Here is a 16,045-nt window from a genome sequence, read left to right on the forward strand (position 1 = left end):
CCGGCTGGGAGACGGACAGCCTCGGGTCCCGCCACAGGGACCAGCCCGCCCGGTGCGGGAAGCGGGCACGCTCCCGTCCGGTGGGAGACGGACGGCCTCGTCCACACCGGGTGGGACGACCTGCACCCCCACCATGGGCAGACGGCCGCCCGGTACCGGAAGTGGGCACACCCCGCCCGGTGGGAAGGGGGAGCCGCAGGGTCCCTCCCGTGCGCAGTCGGCACACTCCCGCCCGGTGGGAGAGGACCGCCACGGGCCCCGCCACGGGGGACGCGTGCCCCGCCCGGAGGGTGAGCCGCAGCAGGTCAGGGCCCCCGGCCCCGGGCCGGGAAGAGGCGCGGGACACCGTAGAGTTGCCCGTGCAACGCCCGCTTCGCCGCCTCGGCGGCCCCGCCCGCCAGGAGCCCCACCGCGATGGCCGATCACCCCGTCTACCCCGTCGGACTCCGCCTCGCCGGTCGCCGCGTCGTCGTCCTCGGTGGCGGACAGGTCGCCCAGCGCCGCCTCCCCGCACTGCTCGCGGCGGGCGCGGACATCGTCCTGGTCTCCCCGTCGGCCACCCCCTCCGTGGAGGCGATGGCGACCTCGGGCGAGATCCACTGGGAGCGCCGCCGGTACGCCGAAGGCGACCTCGCCGGAGCCTGGTACGCCCTGATCGCGACCACCGACCCGGAGGCCAACACCCGTGCCTCCGCCGAGGCCGAGCGCTCCCGCGTCTGGTGCGTACGCGCGGACGACGCGCACGCGGCCACCGCCTGGACCCCGGCCACCGGCCGCTCCGAGGGCGTCACGGTCGCCGTGCTCACCACGGAACCCGAAGGCCGTGACCCGCGCCGCTCCGCCGCTCTGCGGGACGCGATCGTGGAGGGCCTGCGGGACGGCACGCTCAGCGCCCCCCAGCACCGCACCCGCGTCCCCGGTGTCGCCCTCGTCGGCGGTGGTCCCGGCGACCCGGACCTGATCACGGTCCGGGGCCGCCGCCTCCTCGCCGAGGCGGATGTCGTCGTCGCGGACCGCCTCGGCCCCCGCGACCTCCTCGCGGAGCTGCCGCCGCATGTCGAGGTGATCGACGCGGCGAAGATCCCGTACGGCCGGTTCATGGCCCAGGAGGCGATCAACGCCGCGCTGATCGAGCACGCCAGGGCGGGCCGGGCCGTGGTCCGGCTCAAGGGCGGCGACCCCTTTGTCTTCGGCCGCGGCATGGAGGAGGCGGAAGCCCTCGCCGAGGCCGGAATCCCCTGCACCGTGGTGCCGGGGATCTCCAGCTCGATCAGTGTGCCGGGCGCGGTCGGCATCCCGGTCACCCACCGGGGTGTCGCCCATGAGTTCGCCGTGGTCAGTGGCCATGTCGCCCCGGACGACGACCGTTCTCTCGTGGACTGGCCCGCGCTCGCCCGGCTCCGTGGCACCCTGGTGGTGCTGATGGGGGTCGACAAGATCGGGGCGATCGCCCAGACCCTGGTGGCGAACGGCCGCGAGCCGCACACCCCCGTGGCCCTGATCCAGGAGGGCACGACCGCCGCCCAGCGCCGGGTGGACGCGACCCTCGCCACCGTCGCCGACACGGTCGTCGCCGAGGGCATCCGTCCCCCGGCGGTCATCGTCATCGGCGAGGTGGTCGCCCTCGGCGGCACGCTCCGGACGACTTCGTAACCATCGGTAACACGCCTGGTTCGGGCGTTGGCACCACCCCTGCGGGAAGGCAGTATCACCCTGTGGCCGATCTCATCACCATCGAGGACCCCGACGACCCCCGTCTGCGCGACTACACGGGCCTGACGGACGTCGAGCTGCGCCGCAGACGCGAACCCGCCGAGGGGCTGTTCATCGCCGAGGGCGAGAAGGTCATCCGGCGGGCCAAGGACGCGGGCTACGCGATGCGGTCGATGCTGCTCTCGTCCAAGTGGGTCGACGCCATGCGGGACGTCATCGACGAGCTGCCCGCGCCCGTGTACGCGGTCAGCCCGGAGCTGGCGGAGCGGGTCACCGGCTACCACGTGCACCGGGGAGCCCTCGCGTCCATGCAGCGCAAGCCGGAGCCGGACGCGGCCGAGCTGCTGGCCGGGGCCCGCCGGGTGGCGATCATGGAAGCCGTCAACGACCACACCAACATCGGCGCGATCTTCCGGAGCGCGGCAGCCCTCGGCATGGACGCGGTGCTGCTCTCCCCGGACTGCGCCGACCCCCTCTACCGCCGTTCCGTGAAGGTCTCGATGGGCGCCGTCTTCTCCGTGCCGTACGCGCGGCTCGACGGCTGGCCCAAGGGGCTCGAAGGGGTCCGCGAGGCGGGCTTCACCCTGCTCGCCCTGACCCCGCACGAGAAGGCCGCGCCGATCGACGAGGTCGCGCCGCACCGGCTCGACCGGGTCGCGCTGATGCTCGGCGCGGAGGGCGAGGGGCTGTCCCGCCGGGCGCTGATGGCGGCGGACGAGTGGGTCCGCATCCCGATGGCGCACGGTGTGGACTCGCTCAATGTGGGGGCCGCCGCGGCGGTGGCCTTCTACGCCGTCACCGCGGGCCGCCCCCCGGCCTGACCCGGAGGGCGTGCGGAGCCGGACCGCCGCGCTCTACAACTGCTGGGCCGCCGCGATCCCCAGCGCCACGATCAGGGTCACGACCACGAAGACCACGATCCGCTGGCGCAGCAGCCGGGGGTTGGCGGGCCGCCGCCCCGTCGACGTCGTCCGGCCGCCGGGGCCGGGACGGGCCCCCGAGCGCGCCGGGGGATACGGCCGGGGGCGGGAGCCACCGGTGCGCGCGGGCTTCGGGCGCGCGGGCCCGGTGCGCCGCTCCCCGGCGCGGTCGAGACGCTCGGTGCGCTCGCCCCGGTCGAGCCGTTCGGTCCGGGCGGCAGCGGCGGCCCTGCCGGGCCGCTCCGGGTAGCGCGTGGTCGGCCGGTCGGCGTCGATCCGCTCGCGCGGCGCCGGGGGCCGGACCTCCACCAGCCCCTGGGCCTCCCGCGCCGCGATCTCCTTGAGCCGCATGGAGAGCTGAAGGGTGCTGGGACGGTCCTCGGGGTCCTTCGCCAGACAGGCCCGCAGCAACGGGGCCAGCGCGTCCGGTACGCCGTGGAGCTGCGGCTCCTCGTGCACCACCCGGTAGAGCATCACCTCGGAACCGCCGTGCCCGAACGGGGAGTCCGCGGTCGCCGCGTAGGCGAGGGTCGCCCCCAGCGAGAAGACGTCCGTGGCCGGGGTGACGGCGACCCCGCGCACCTGCTCGGGGGCGAGGAAGCCGGGGGAGCCCACCGCCGTGCCGACATGGGTGAGCGTGCTGGCGCCCGTCGCCCACGCGATGCCGAAGTCGATGATGCGCGGGCCCTTGGGGGAGAGGAGGATGTTGGAGGGCTTGAGGTCCCGGTGGACCACGCCCGCCTCGTGCACGGCGACCAGCCCCTCCGAGAGCGCGGCTCCGATGGCGGCCACCTCCGCCGCCTGGAGGACGCCCTCCTCCGCCACCCGGTCGTGCAGGGAGGGCCCGGGGACGTACTGGGTGGCGAACCAGGGCCGCTCGGCGTCCAGATCCGCCGCCACCAGCCGCGCGGTGCAGCCACCCCGGATACGGCGCGCGGCGGAGACCTCACGGGCGAAGCGCGAGCGGAACTCCTGGTCCTCCGCCAGATCGGGCCGGATCACCTTGAGCGCGACCCGCTGGCCGCGCCGGTCCGAGCCCAGATAGACGACGCCCATCCCGCCGGCGCCGAGCCGCCGGTGCAGCCGGAACGAGCCGACGACTCGCGGGTCCTCGCGCCGGAGCCGCATCATCGCCATGTCGTCCCCTACCTGGGGGTGGGGCCACCCCCCTGCCTGCGGCGGGAGGAGCCCCGCCCTGCCGAGTGGATGGAGGCCGGTCCCCCACCCCTGTCCGGCGGTACGGGCGTGCCCGGCTCCGCCGACTGATCGTCCGTTTTCGCCGTGGCACAGCTTACGTACCCCTGCCCCGGCGCGCTCATAGGCCGCGCCTCCGCCTGTCGGCCGATTGTCCTCCCGGGGCGGAGAGCCCGAAGCGCCGCCCAAAAGGGCGAGTTCCGGCCACCGTGGCCGATGAGAGAAGTCAACAGGCTGAAAAGGCAAGGGTATTGGGCCGGTGGGACACGGCTTGTCCCCGGCGGTTCCGGCACCGCCTGGCCCCGTCGAAGCGGTGACGGCGGGGCACACCGGGCGCCGGACCGGGCCGGGCGGCCCCGTACCGGGGGCCGTACGGGAGTGAGCGAAGTCACCCGTCCCGCCGGGGAGTGGACCGTGCCACCGGGCCCGCGCCGGGGCCGGCTCAGGGAAGACCCCAACCTGTGAGGGCCCGTCTCCACCCAGGGGAGTACATCGAACGGTGGTGGCTCATCCTCCGGGAGGCCCGGCAATCGGTACGCGGGCATGACGTGAGGCGCGCCGAAGGTCCCTAGGCTTGGGACAAGCGGCGGGTGAAGCACTCGTCCCCCGAGGTCAGACACCCGCCGCTGCCAAAACGAGAGGAGAGGGCATGGCCGACACGGCAGCGCGGACAGCCGTCCGTACGCGGGGACGCGGGGCGTTCACCCCGTCCGGCGGCCGTCCGTCGAGCCGTCGCCACCCGCTGGTGGCGACCGCCATGGTCCTCCCTCTGGCCGCCTTTCTCGTCGTCGCCTTCGGCGGTTGGGAAGCGGTGGTCACACATGCGTCGTCCGTGGGCGTGATGCTGGGGCGCTGAGCGGCGCCCCGGACCCGGAAGAGCGGTCCGGGTCGGGGACATCCGGCCAAATACCCCGTGGGGACGGGGGTGCGGCGGACGACAGGCAATGGCCGGTCAGCTGGGGAGCTGACCGGCCATCGCGCTGCCCGGACCAGGGGACGAGCAGCGGAGGCGAGCAGCGCCGAAGAGGCCGGGGAAAACACGGAATCCCCGACCGCCGGAGCGGCCGGGGATTCCGGCTGGTGCGCGATACTGGGATTGAACCAGTGACCTCTTCCGTGTCAGGGAAGCGCTCTCCCGCTGAGCTAATCGCGCGGGGCCGCCAGGACCGGGGTCCAACGGCATTCACCTGCGAAAATGCACAGGTGCGGTGCGTTTGCGTGCGCGATACTGGGATTGAACCAGTGACCTCTTCCGTGTCAGGGAAGCGCTCTCCCGCTGAGCTAATCGCGCGGGGAAACCTCTGCTGAGCAGTGATTTCAGTGGACGATACTGGGATTGAACCAGTGACCTCTTCCGTGTCAGGGAAGCGCTCTCCCGCTGAGCTAATCGTCCTTGGAGGTGGAGACGGGATTTGAACCCGTGTAGACGGCTTTGCAGGCCGTTGCCTCGCCTCTCGGCCACTCCACCCGGAGTGTAGGGGTTCGGGAAGATCCCCCACATCGAGCGGACGACCAGGTTCGAACTGGCGACCTCAACCTTGGCAAGGTTGCGCTCTACCAACTGAGCTACGTCCGCTTGTCTTTTCCGTTTCGCTTCCGCGTCCCGGCGACGTGTTGAACTCTAGCGGATTCCTGAGCCAGTACAAAAACGCGTTTCCGCAGCGTGCTGAGGTGTGCCCGCCCCGCAGCGGTCGAGGCGCCCCCGCCGTGCCCCCGCCGGAGTCCCGCCGAGGGCCTGCGGCGGGCCCGGCGGGCGCCCGCCCGCCGCGCCATCCGCGCCGGTCATAGACTCGCAGACGTGCACCACCTCCCTCCTCTCGCGCGCTTCGGGCGCCTTGTCGCCACCGGTCTCCGCGATGTCACCAGCGACCCCGAGGCCCTTGACTCGGCCGGCTTCTGGGCCGTCGCTGCCGACTTCGAAGGTGCTCTGACCTGCGCACGCTTCGACCGCGTCCAGCAGGAGGAGGTTCCGGCGGCGGCTCCGGGACAGTGGCGCGGACCCGCCAGGGCCGACTGGACGTCCTCCCTGGACCGAGAGGGGTACACGGCGGGGGTCCGGCGCATCCGGGAGCACATCGCGGCGGGCGAGGTCTACCAGGCCAACCTCTGCCGGGTGCTCTCCGCTCCGCTGCCCGACCCGGCCGCCGCCGATGTGGACGCCCTGACCGCGCTGCTCGCGCGCGGCAACCCCGCCCCCTTCGCCGGAACGATTCGGCTCCCCGGGCACGGGGTGGAGATCGCCACCGCCTCGCCCGAGCTGTATCTCCGCCGCACCGGCGCGACCGTGGAGTCCGGCCCGATCAAGGGCACCGGCCGCACCGCCGCCGATCTGCTGGAGAAGGACCACGCCGAGAACGTCATGATCGTGGACCTGGTCCGCAACGACCTCGGCCGTGTCTGCGCCACCGGCACGGTCACCGTCCCGGCGCTCTGCGCGGTGGAGCCCCACCCCGGGCTCGTCCATCTGGTGTCGACCGTCCGCGGTGAGCTGGCCCCCGGGCAGGGCTGGCCCGGACTCCTCACCGCCACCTTCCCGCCAGGATCGGTCACCGGGGCGCCCAAATCCAGCGCCCTGCGGATCATCGAGGCCCTGGAGACCGCCCCGCGCGGCCCCTACTGCGGCGGCATCGGCTGGGTCGACGCCGACCGGGGCACCGGCGAGCTGGCCGTCGGGATACGCACCTTCTGGATCGAGCGCTCCCCGGCCGGGGGCGCGGTGCTGCGCTTCGGCACCGGTGCCGGGATCACCTGGGGCTCCGACCCCGGGCGCGAGTGGGACGAGACCGAGCTGAAGGCGTCCCGGCTGCTCGCGATAGCGTCGGCACCGGAGCGGGGCGGCCCGGGAGGCGGGCTCGCCGAAGCTGTGGGAGGAGCGGCCGGATGAAGCTGTGGATCAATGGCGGGCTGAAGGACGCGGCCGAGGCCCGGGTGTCGGCGCTCGACCACGGCCTCACCGTCGGCGACGGCGTCTTCGAGACACTCAAGACCGTCCGGGGCCTGCCCTTCGCCCTCACCCTCCATCTGGAGCGGCTCACCCGCTCGGCGGCGGCCCTCGGTCTGCCCGAGCCCGATCACGACGAGATCCGCCGCGCCTGCGCCGAGGTGATCGACGCCAACCCGATGGAACGCGGCCGGCTGCGCGTCACCTACACCGGCGGCACCGCCTCGCTCGGCTCCGAACGGGTCGACCAGGAACCCACCCTGGTGGTCGCGCTCGGCGCGATGCCCGCGCGCCCCCGGGTCGGCTCCGTGATCACCGTTCCCTGGACCCGCAACGAGCGCGGCGCACTGGCCGGGCTGAAGTCCACCTCGTACGCGGAGAACGTCATCGCCCTCGCCCGGGCCACCGAGCGGGGCGCGTCCGAGGCGCTGTTCGCGAACACCGCCGGGCAGCTCTGCGAGGGCACCGCGTCCAATGTCTTCGTCGTCCTCGACGGAGAGCTGCACACCCCGCCGGTCTCCTCCGGCTGTCTCCCCGGCATCACCCGCGCCCTGGTCGTCGCCTGGGCCGGGGCCCTGGAGACCGCGCTGCCCCACGATGTCCTGGACCGGGCCGAGGAGGTCTTCCTCACCTCCAGCCTGCGCGATGTCCAGGCCGTGGACCGGATCGACGGACGGCCCGTCGGGACCGCCCCCGGCCCGGTGACCGCCAAGACCCAGCGCATCTTCGAGGAGCGCGCGGCGGCCGACCCGGACCCGCGGCTGCCCTGAGCGGTCCCGTTCCGCGGAAAACCCGGTGACGGGACCGGGGTGTACGGGTAGAACTCCCGGATGACCACCACCCTGCGGCCGACCGGGCCGTTGCAGCGACAGCCGGACGGCGGCCGGGCCCGCGCCTACGACATCTGTGACAACGGCCGCCCCGTCGGGGCCGTCGCGCTCGCCACCGTGCCCGGGGCCGCCTGGGCAGGGACCGTCCGGGAGCTCCGGATCGACGACGCCGAGCGGCGGCGCGGCCGGGGGACGGTCGCCGCCCTCGCCGCCGAGGAGGTGCTGCGCGGCTGGGAGTGCACCGAGGTACGGATCGCCGTGCCGTCCTCGGCCACGGCCGCCGGACGGCTGGCGAGCGCCCTCGGCTACACCGAGCGCAGCCGCAACCTCGCCAAGAGGCTCACTGGTGAACCGCCCGCCCTGCCGCCCGGAACCGTGGGCCGCCCCATGACCGAGGGGGAGTTCGAGCACTGGTCGCGGCACCAGGGGGAGGGCTACGCCCGGAGCTGGGTCGCGCACGGTCTCACCCTCGGGCAGGCCCGCGCCAAGATGGAGGCGGACCGCGCCGCCCTGCTGCCCGACGGCGCGGCGACGCCGGGCGTGCACCTGGAGACGCTGGAGCACGAGGGAGTCTCTGTCGGCACGCTCTGGCTCGGCCGCCGGGAGGTGCTGCCCGGGGAACCGGGGCTGTATGTGTACGACGTGGAGGTCGCCGGGGCCCGGCGCGGCGAGGGACACGGGCGCTCGCTGATGCTGCTGGCCGAGCGGTGCGCGTCCGCCGCCGGGACGCGCCTGATCGGGCTGCATGTCTTCGCGGACAACACCCCGGCGCTCGGGCTGTACACCGCCCTCGGCTACCGGACGACGGCGGTCAACTCGGCCAAGCGCCTGCTGTGAACCGCGCCGCGCCCTCCCGTGCGCCCGCTCGTCCCCGCCTGTCGTTCCTGTCTCAGTGCTCGCCGGACGCCAGCAGCCGGTCCGCGATCTCCTCGATCCGGGCCCGCAGCCCGTCCTGGCTCTGCCCGCCGTCCAGCCGCTGTCCGCCGACGACATAGGTGGGGGTCCCGCTGACACCGAGCGCCTTGCCCTCCGCCTGGTCGGCGTCCACGATCAGCGTGTGCCGTCCGTCGATCAGCGCGGTGTCGATCTCCTCGGCGTCCAGCCCCAGATCGCGGGCGGTCTCCAGCAGCACCGGCGCGCCGCGCTCGCGCAGCTCGTCCACGCGGGCGAGCAGTTCCTCGGCGTACTCCCGGCCCCTGCCCTGCTCGACGGCCTCCTCGGCGGCCTGCGCCGACACATAGGAGTGCTTGTTCTTCTCCAGCGGGAAGTGCCGCAGCCGGATGTCGAGCCGGTCGCCGTAGCGCTCGCGCAGCGCGCGGATGTCGTCGAGGGCGGTACGGCAGTCGGGGCAGGACAGATCGCACCACACATCGAGGACGACGGGTGCGGTGGGGCTGCCGGTGGTGGAGTCGCTCATGAGGCCAGTCTCCCAGCCGGGTCCGGGGGCCGCCCACGCCGCCCCCGTGCCGCCGGGGCGCGCCGTCGGTGCCGCCGCCGGGCCGGGGCGGGCGGTCCTCGCACCGCGGCCGGGGGCCCCGCCGACCAGGACCTGGGGAGGAGAAAACCCCCGAGATAACCCCGAGATGTCCCGGAGCAGGGGGGTGCTCATGGCCCGTACCGTTCCGCACGGTGCAGGATGGAGGGGAAGCACCCGCTCATGCCCGACCACTCCAGGAGGACCGGATGATCGCCGAGACCCTATGCGCCGCGGTGTCGGTGGCCGGACTGGGCATCGCCGGGATCACGGCCTACCGCAGGCGTTTTCTCGCCGCGGCACGTATCGCCGCCTACTCCCTCGTCCCTCTCGGCCTGGTGCTGACCGGGGCGGTCGCCTGGGCCGTGGACACCGCGTTCAGCCCCACCGCCTGGATCGGGTTCGGAGTGCTGGGCGGCGCCTGGGCGCTCTTCGCGACCACGCGTGCCGTGGAACGCCGCTCGGGGGTGCCAGGACGCAAGGAGCGCAAGGCCGCGGCCGCCGCGGCCCGCCGGGGCGCCGTCGCCCCCGAGGCGTCCGCGCCGTCACTCGGCCGGGGTACGGCGGCGCCCGCCGGCGGGAAGAGCGGCGGCAGGACCGGCGGACGGACCGGTGGCAAGGCGGCGCCGGACGAGGACTTCAGCGACATCGAGGCGATCCTCAAGAAGCACGGCATCTGAGCCTCGGCGGTACTGCCTCCGCGTACGCCACCGGGGGGCGGCTCCCGGCGGCCGGGCCTTGTGGCGCCCCGCCGTGCCCGGCGCGCGGAACGCTACGCTCCGATGAACTGGCCCCGGCCACAGGAGTGTTCGGCGATCGGGCCGGTCCGGGCTGCGCCATCATCGCCCCGAGATGCTCGATACCTCCGGGGGCGAGGCCCCCGCACACGCGAATGACCCGAACGAGCCGAGGGGCTGTCTCTTCGCTCTCTCCCAGCCACCGCTGATGATCTTCCTGACGGTGATCGGCGTACTGCTGCTGATGGCCGCCGTGCACGATCTGTTCCTGCTGTGACGCTTCCCCCGGCGGGCGCGCGACGGGGTGCCGTCAGCCCGCGGCCTCGCGGCGGCGGGCCCGGTACGCGGCGACATGCAGCCGATTGCCGCAGGTACGGCTGTCGCAGTAGCGGCGGGAGCGATTGCGGGAGAGGTCGACGAAGGCGCGCCCGCAGTCCGGGGCCTCACAGCGGCGGAGCCGTTCCTGTTCGCCCGCGACCACGATGAACGCCAGCGCCATCCCGCCGTCGGCGGCCACATGGTCGGCGATCGTCGCACCCGGCGCGAAGTAGTGCACATGCCAGTCGTAGCCGTCGTGATTGGTGAGCTGCGGGGTGGTTCCGGCGGCGGCCACCAGATCGTTGAGGAGTTCCGCCGCGACCGCGCTGTCGGGCGCGGCGAAGACCTCCGCGAAGCGCGTCCGCACCCCGTGGACCGCCCCGAGATCGCGCCGGGTCAGCTCGCCGACACCGCTGATGGCGTGTCTGCGGACGAATTCCCGCAGCGCGGCGACATCCGCCAGCCCGTCCGCTTGATCGTTTTCCGGTGCGGTGTTCACCAGATCGATGACCGCGTCGAGCGCAATTCTGGTGTCGTGAGGGATCAGCACGATTCGCTCCCTGGCCTGCTGCGGGCCCGTGCCCGTCGAATTGCGCTGACTCTAGCGGTTCGGGCGAACACGCATAGGCGCCGTCTCCGCGCGGTAATACGCGGCCACGGCGCCAGGATGTGCGCTCTATGCGGTTGTGTGCCCTATGCGGATGTCCGCGCGGCGCCGTCTCCCCGAGTAGGACGGCGCCGTGCGGCGCTGGGCCTGGCTCAGCTCTCCGCCAGGATGTGCGACAGCTCCGTATCGAGGTCGAAGTGGCGATGCTCCGTGCCCGGAGGGACGGCGGCGTCGGTCCGCTTCAGGAACGACTCCAGCGCCCGCGCCGGGGCCTCCAGCAGGGCCTCGCCCTCGGGAGAGCTCAGCGCGATACAGACGACGCCCTGACCGTGGCTGCGTGACGGCCAGACCCGGACATCGCCCGTGCCGGTGGGCCGGTGCAGGCCCTCCGCGAGGAGGTCGCGGGCGAACACCCACTCGACCGTCTCCTCGGCTCCGGTGTGGAAGGTGGCGTGCACGGCGTAGGGATCGGCCGTGTCATACCGCAGGCCCGCGGGTACAGGCAGTGAAGACTCGCTCGATACAACGAGGCGCAGGTGCAGCTCGCAGCTGACCGTGGTGTTCATAAGCGCCAGGGCCTTTCGCTCAGTGTGCGCTCGGGGATTCGCACGTCGGCGAAATCGACATGCCACCTACGGTGCCGTTGTAAACCCCTCTGAGGGTTTTGGGTGTCTTTAGGTACCCCCAACGGCGGAGTGATTGTTCGTTCCCTGGGACCATTCCGGTGACTGCGCTCCGTCAGGTAGATTGACGAGTATGAATACGGGGAGTAACGGCACGGAGGTCGTGGTGACGGCTGACAGACCAAAGCCGACGCCGGACGGCCGGACGGCTCCGGCCGAGGACGGACAGACGGATTCCAGGCCGCTCGGCTCGCGTGCGCCGGAGTTCGTCAAGAAGCGCAGGACCCTGCATCTGAGCTGGCAGGTCGGCGTTTTCCTGGTCGGTCTCGCCGTGGTGGGCGCGGGAGCGGCCATGCTGGTGCTGCCCGGCCCCGGCTGGTTTGTGATCTTCGCGGGCATGGCCATCTGGGCGACCGAGTTCGTCTGGGCCCAGTTGGTGCTGCGCTGGACCAAGCGCAAGGTCAGCGAGGCGGCACAGCGCGCCCTCGACCCCCGGGTCCGGCGGCGGAACATCATCCTCACCGTCAGTGGCTGTGTGATCTGCGCGGTCCTCGCGGGGCTCTATCTGTGGAAGTTCGGGATCATCCTGCCGTGGAAGATCGAATCCTGACCGCAGGACGGTCTCAGGCACCCGCTGACATGGGGTAATGTTTGCGGTGCGCCCGGGCGATTAGCTCAGCGGGAGAGCGCTTCGTTCACACCGAAGAGGTCACTGGTTCGATCCCAGTATCGCCCACAAGGACGAGGGTGGAGTGGTTCATGAAACCGCTCCACCCTCGCTCTGTTTGGTTTTGTGCGCATATGGTCGGCCGCCACTCCACCCGGTGACGGCCGATCGGCGTATCCGGACCGTCCCGGGTCCGCCCCCGCCCGTCCCGCCGTGTGGAGGTCCCGTTCCCCGGGGTGACCGACCGGCATCCGCGACCCACACTGCGGACATGGACTGGAGCCGCTTCCGCTTCCACAGCGTCTGGGACCTGCCCGGTCCGCCGGACGCCGTCTTCGCCGTCCTGGAGCGCGCCGCCGACTACCCCCGCTGGTGGCCCGGGATGCGCGAGGTGGTGCCCCTGGACGGGGACCGGGCCGCCGCCCGTGTCCGGGCCGTCCTCCCGTACGAGATCCGCATCGTCGCCCGGCCGCTGCGCCGCGACCCCGGGGCCGGGGTCCTGCTCCTCGGCATGGACGGCGATCTGGCGGGCTGGGCCCGCTGGACGGTGACGGGGCACGGTGCGGGCACCCGCGCTGTCTTCGACCAGGAGGTGGAGGTGATGCGGCCCCTGCTGCGGCGCCTCGCCCCGTTCGCGCGTCCCGCGTTCAGCGCCAACCACGCGCTGCTGATGCGGAGCGGACGGCGGGCCCTCACCGCCCGGCTGCGGGCCGCCGGACGCTGACGCGCGGCGCCCGCCCCGGCCGCCGTGCCCCGCCCGCCCGGGTGCGCGGCGCGGGCAATTTGAAGGCGGGCCGCCGGGGCCTGTATGGTTCAGTCCGTTCCCGGGCGATTAGCTCAGCGGGAGAGCGCTTCGTTCACACCGAAGAGGTCACTGGTTCGATCCCAGTATCGCCCACAAGATGAAGGCCGGTCCGTCGATGACGGACCGGCCTTCGCGCGTCCGGGCCGGGGTGTGCGCTCAGGCGGCGCTGGGCAGTTCGGGCCGCAGCGGCCACGCCGGGTCCACCGCGTCCGGCGCGCCACCGCGTGCGAACCACGGCTGGAGCCCGCGCGTCTGCGCCGCGTGCCACAGCGTCTGGAGCGCGTGCAGCTCGGCCGGGGTCAGCCGCTCCATCCGGGACGCGAACCGCCGGGCCACTGCCCGGGTCACCTCCAGCGCGGCCAGCGCGTCCGCCGCCGGGTCGTGCGCCCCGTCGAGCACCACCTCGTACTGGGAACAGAGGTCGACGAGCGAACGGCGGCCCTTGCGGTAGCGGTCGAGCTGCTTGTCCAGGACCCGGGGGTCGAGCACGGTCAGCGGTGTGTGCTCCAGATAGCGGGAGAGCGGGGTGGCCCGGTGGCGGCGCAGCTCCCGGTCGAGGATGGTCAGATCGAACGGCGCGTTCATCACCACCAGGGGGCGGCCCGCGGCGCAGTGCCCGGCGACGGTCTTCGCCACCTCCTCCAGCACGGGCGCGGGCCAGCGCCCGTTGCGCTGGACGTGGTCGTCGGTCAGTCCGTGCACCTCGGTCGCCCCGGGCGGCACCGGGATACCGGGGTTGATGAGCCATCGTGTGATCCGCGGACGCCCGCCCGCCATGTCCTGGACCACGACCGCGGCTGCCACGATGCGGTCGTTCTCCACATCGACCCCCGTCGTCTCGGTGTCGAAAGCGGCCAGCGGGCCGTCGAACCAGAGCGTCATCCCCGAATCTCCCGAACTCCTCGCGCAGGCCGGGCCGATGGAGTGGCCCATCCGCCGAGACGGTGATACCCCCGTGGTCTGCGCCGTACGCGGCCGACGCCGACACGGCTGCGGCCCCGGGGCGCGCCCCCGGTCCACCCGGTCCGGCCGGATGCCTCGACCCGCCCACCGGCGCGCCGTCGCCGCCCGCCCCGGACCGGGGGTGCGGAGCGGGCCCGTCGGCCGGCCGCGCGGGGGCCGGAGGAATCCGTTTCGCGGGGCGGCCCCGGGGCTCGGTACGATTCAGACGCGCGCAGTGACCGCTGGCGCGACCCCCATCAGTCAGGAGAGACCGGTGTCAGACGTCCGTGTGATCATCCAACGCGATTCCGAGCGGGAAGAGCGCGTGGTGACCACGGGCACGACGGCCGCGGACCTCTTCGCCGGTGAGCGCTCCGTCGTCGCCGCCCGGGTCGCGGGGGAGCTGAAGGACCTCGCGTACACGGTGCGCGACGGCGAGCAGGTCGAGCCCGTCGAGATCTCCTCCGAGGACGGTCTCGCCATCCTGCGCCACTCCACCGCGCATGTCATGGCCCAGGCCGTGCAGGAGCTGTTCCCCGAGGCCAAGCTGGGCATCGGCCCGCCGGTCAAGGACGGCTTCTACTACGACTTCGACGTGGAGAAGCCGTTCACGCCCGAGGATCTCAAGGCCATCGAGAAGAAGATGCAGGAGATCCAGAAGCGCGGCCAGCGCTTCTCCCGCCGGGTCGTCGGCGACGACGAGGCCCGCGAGGAGCTGGCGGACGAGCCGTACAAGCTGGAGCTGATCGGCCTCAAGGGCTCCGCGTCCAGCGAGGACGGCGCGGCCGTCGAGGTCGGCGCCGGTGAGCTGACGATCTACGACAACCTGGACGCGAAGACCGGCGAGCTGTGCTGGAAGGACCTCTGCCGCGGTCCCCACCTGCCCTCCACCCGGAACATCCCCGCGTTCAAGCTGATGCGCAACGCCGCCGCGTACTGGCGCGGCAGCGAGAAGAACCCGATGCTCCAGCGGATCTACGGCACCGCCTGGCCGACCAAGGACGAGCTGAAGCAGTACCTGGAGTTCCTCGCCGAGGCCGAGAAGCGCGACCACCGCCGTCTCGGCTCCGAGCTGGACCTGTTCTCCGTCCCGGACGAGATCGGCTCCGGCCTCGCCGTCTTCCACCCGCGCGGCGGCATCGTGCGCCGGGTGATGGAGGACTACTCGCGCAAGCGGCACGAGGAGGAGGGGTACGAGTTCGTCTACACCCCGCACGCCACCAAGGGCACGCTCTTCGAGAAGAGCGGCCACCTGGACTGGTACGCGGAGGGCATGTACCCCCCCATGCAGCTCGACGGCGGCACGGACTACTACCTCAAGCCGATGAACTGCCCCATGCACAACCTGATCTTCGATGCCCGGGGGCGCTCGTACCGCGAGCTGCCGCTGCGGCTGTTCGAGTTCGGCACGGTCTACCGGCACGAGAAGTCGGGCGTGGTGCACGGTCTGACCCGGGCCCGCGGCTTCACCCAGGACGACGCGCACATCTACTGCACCCGTGAGCAGATGGCCGAGGAACTGGACCGCACCCTCACCTTCGTGCTCAATCTGCTCCGGGACTACGGTCTGACCGACTTCTATCTGGAGCTGTCCACCAAGGACCCGGAGAAGTACGTCGGCTCGGACGAGACCTGGGAGGAGGCCACCGAGGTCCTGCGCCGGGTGGCCGAGAAGCAGGGTCTCCCGCTCACCCCCGACCCGGGCGGCGCCGCCTTCTACGGCCCGAAGATCTCGGTGCAGGCACGGGACGCCATCGGCCGTACCTGGCAGATGTCGACCATCCAGCTCGACTTCAACCTGCCCGAGCGCTTCAACCTGGAGTACACCGCCCCGGACGGCTCCCGCCAGCGGCCCGTCATGATCCACCGGGCGCTGTTCGGCTCGATCGAGCGGTTCTTCGCGGTGCTCCTGGAGCACTACGCGGGTGCCATGCCGCCGTGGCTGGCCCCGGTGCAGGCGGTCGGCATCCCGATCGGCGACGCCCACATCGAGTACCTCCAGTCCTTCGCCGCCGAGGCGAAGAAGCGCGGGCTGCGGGTCGATGTCGACGCCTCGTCCGACCGGATGCAGAAGAAGATCCGCAACCACCAGAAGCTGAAGGTCCCGTTCATGATCATCGTCGGTGACGAGGACATGAACGCGGGCACGGTCTCCTTCCGCTACCGCGACGGTTCGCAGGAGAACGGCATCCCGCGCGACGCGGCCCTGGCCAAGCTGGAGCAGGTCGTCGCCGACCGCGTCCAGGTCTGACGCGGGGGCGGGGGACACCCGTC

16 protein-coding genes and 7 tRNA genes are annotated in these 16,045 nt (G+C 72.6%); 13 read left to right on the forward strand and 10 right to left on the reverse strand.

Annotated features, from left to right (window positions below):
- Positions 1-414 precede the first annotated feature (414 nt).
- Both cobA and CRV15_RS24325 read left to right on the forward strand, forming a co-directional pair.
- Positions 415-1,653 (forward strand): uroporphyrinogen-III C-methyltransferase, encoded by a 1,239-nt coding sequence (cobA, locus tag CRV15_RS24320; protein ID WP_003959780.1) that lies wholly within the window; start codon positions 415-417, stop codon positions 1,651-1,653.
- Positions 1,654-1,715: 62 nt separating this feature from the next.
- The gene (locus CRV15_RS24325; RefSeq protein ID WP_003959779.1) at positions 1,716-2,534 is read left to right on the forward strand and encodes a TrmH family RNA methyltransferase; all 819 of its coding nucleotides are present in this window, start codon (positions 1,716-1,718) and stop codon (positions 2,532-2,534) included.
- A 33-nt stretch (positions 2,535-2,567) separates the two neighbouring features.
- On the opposite strand, the gene CRV15_RS24330 is transcribed toward CRV15_RS24325, so the two are convergent.
- Complete coding sequence (locus tag CRV15_RS24330) at positions 2,568-3,770, reverse strand: serine/threonine-protein kinase (RefSeq protein WP_003959778.1); 1,203 nt, start codon at positions 3,768-3,770, stop codon at positions 2,568-2,570.
- A 706-nt stretch (positions 3,771-4,476) separates the two neighbouring features.
- Here CRV15_RS24330 and CRV15_RS24335 point away from each other — a divergent pair.
- Positions 4,477-4,683: a hypothetical protein gene (locus tag CRV15_RS24335; protein ID WP_003959776.1), complete on the forward strand. Its 207-nt coding sequence runs from the start codon at positions 4,477-4,479 to the stop codon at positions 4,681-4,683.
- 222 nt (positions 4,684-4,905) lie between these two features.
- Here CRV15_RS24335 and CRV15_RS24340 read toward each other — a convergent pair.
- The 5 genes from CRV15_RS24340 to CRV15_RS24360 form a co-directional block, all read right to left on the reverse strand.
- A tRNA-Val gene (locus tag CRV15_RS24340) sits at positions 4,906-4,980 on the reverse strand.
- Positions 4,981-5,046: 66 nt separating this feature from the next.
- Positions 5,047-5,118, reverse strand: a tRNA-Val gene (locus CRV15_RS24345).
- 30 nt (positions 5,119-5,148) lie between these two features.
- Positions 5,149-5,220, reverse strand: a tRNA-Val gene (locus tag CRV15_RS24350).
- Position 5,221: 1 nt separating this feature from the next.
- Positions 5,222-5,295, reverse strand: a tRNA-Cys gene (locus tag CRV15_RS24355).
- A gap of 35 nt (positions 5,296-5,330) precedes the next feature.
- Positions 5,331-5,403, reverse strand: a tRNA-Gly gene (locus CRV15_RS24360).
- Between the two features lie 222 nt (positions 5,404-5,625).
- On the opposite strand from CRV15_RS24360, the gene CRV15_RS24365 reads away from it, so the two are divergent.
- Genes CRV15_RS24365 through CRV15_RS24375 form a run of 3 tightly spaced genes read left to right on the forward strand, consistent with a single transcriptional unit; the run spans position 5,626 to position 8,435 of the window.
- Positions 5,626-6,711: a chorismate-binding protein gene (locus tag CRV15_RS24365; RefSeq protein ID WP_009995548.1), complete on the forward strand. Its 1,086-nt coding sequence runs from the start codon at positions 5,626-5,628 to the stop codon at positions 6,709-6,711.
- Positions 6,708-7,538 carry an aminotransferase class IV gene (locus CRV15_RS24370; RefSeq protein WP_003959774.1) on the forward strand — a complete coding sequence of 277 codons (831 nt, stop codon included), beginning with the start codon at positions 6,708-6,710 and terminating at the stop codon, positions 7,536-7,538. Before CRV15_RS24365 ends, CRV15_RS24370 begins: the two co-directional genes overlap by 4 nt.
- Positions 7,539-7,598: 60 nt before the next feature.
- Complete coding sequence (locus CRV15_RS24375) at positions 7,599-8,435, forward strand: GNAT family N-acetyltransferase (protein WP_003959773.1); 837 nt, start codon at positions 7,599-7,601, stop codon at positions 8,433-8,435.
- 52 nt (positions 8,436-8,487) lie between these two features.
- On the opposite strand, the gene CRV15_RS24380 is transcribed toward CRV15_RS24375, so the two are convergent.
- Positions 8,488-9,015 (reverse strand): DsbA family protein, encoded by a 528-nt coding sequence (locus CRV15_RS24380; RefSeq protein WP_009995545.1) that lies wholly within the window; start codon positions 9,013-9,015, stop codon positions 8,488-8,490.
- Between the two features lie 266 nt (positions 9,016-9,281).
- On the opposite strand from CRV15_RS24380, the gene CRV15_RS24385 reads away from it, so the two are divergent.
- Positions 9,282-9,752: a hypothetical protein gene (locus CRV15_RS24385; protein ID WP_003959771.1), complete on the forward strand. Its 471-nt coding sequence runs from the start codon at positions 9,282-9,284 to the stop codon at positions 9,750-9,752.
- A gap of 172 nt (positions 9,753-9,924) precedes the next feature.
- Entirely contained in the window at positions 9,925-10,086 is a 162-nt protein-coding gene (locus CRV15_RS36035; protein ID WP_003956359.1) for a hypothetical protein, read from the forward strand.
- A 33-nt stretch (positions 10,087-10,119) separates the two neighbouring features.
- On the opposite strand, the gene CRV15_RS24390 is transcribed toward CRV15_RS36035, so the two are convergent.
- Positions 10,120-10,677: a CGNR zinc finger domain-containing protein gene (locus CRV15_RS24390; RefSeq protein WP_003956360.1), complete on the reverse strand. Its 558-nt coding sequence runs from the start codon at positions 10,675-10,677 to the stop codon at positions 10,120-10,122.
- 209 nt (positions 10,678-10,886) lie between these two features.
- Positions 10,887-11,300 (reverse strand): SsgA family sporulation/cell division regulator, encoded by a 414-nt coding sequence (locus tag CRV15_RS24395; protein WP_003959770.1) that lies wholly within the window; start codon positions 11,298-11,300, stop codon positions 10,887-10,889.
- A 190-nt stretch (positions 11,301-11,490) separates the two neighbouring features.
- Here CRV15_RS24395 and CRV15_RS24400 point away from each other — a divergent pair, with 190 nt between their 5' ends.
- The 4 genes from CRV15_RS24400 to CRV15_RS24415 all read left to right on the forward strand — a co-directional run bounded on the left by CRV15_RS24400 (position 11,491) and on the right by CRV15_RS24415 (position 12,922).
- Positions 11,491-11,967, forward strand: coding sequence for a TIGR02611 family protein (locus CRV15_RS24400; RefSeq protein WP_003956361.1), 477 nt, complete (start codon positions 11,491-11,493; stop codon positions 11,965-11,967).
- 54 nt (positions 11,968-12,021) lie between these two features.
- Positions 12,022-12,093 (forward strand) — tRNA-Val (locus CRV15_RS24405).
- Positions 12,094-12,295: 202 nt separating this feature from the next.
- A complete protein-coding gene (locus CRV15_RS24410) occupies positions 12,296-12,748 on the forward strand; it encodes an SRPBCC family protein (RefSeq protein ID WP_003959768.1) in 453 nt (150 codons plus the stop codon).
- Positions 12,749-12,850: 102 nt separating this feature from the next.
- Positions 12,851-12,922, forward strand: a tRNA-Val gene (locus CRV15_RS24415).
- Positions 12,923-12,985: 63 nt separating this feature from the next.
- Here CRV15_RS24415 and CRV15_RS24420 read toward each other — a convergent pair.
- The gene (locus CRV15_RS24420) at positions 12,986-13,711 is read right to left on the reverse strand and encodes an exonuclease domain-containing protein (protein ID WP_003956362.1); all 726 of its coding nucleotides are present in this window, start codon (positions 13,709-13,711) and stop codon (positions 12,986-12,988) included.
- A 334-nt stretch (positions 13,712-14,045) separates the two neighbouring features.
- Here CRV15_RS24420 and thrS point away from each other — a divergent pair, with 334 nt between their 5' ends.
- A complete protein-coding gene (gene thrS / locus CRV15_RS24425) occupies positions 14,046-16,022 on the forward strand; it encodes a threonine--tRNA ligase (RefSeq protein WP_003956363.1) in 1,977 nt (658 codons plus the stop codon).
- Positions 16,023-16,045: the final 23 nt, after the last annotated feature.

The organism is Streptomyces clavuligerus (assembly GCF_005519465.1).
GTDB classification, from domain to species: domain Bacteria; phylum Actinomycetota; class Actinomycetes; order Streptomycetales; family Streptomycetaceae; genus Streptomyces; species Streptomyces clavuligerus.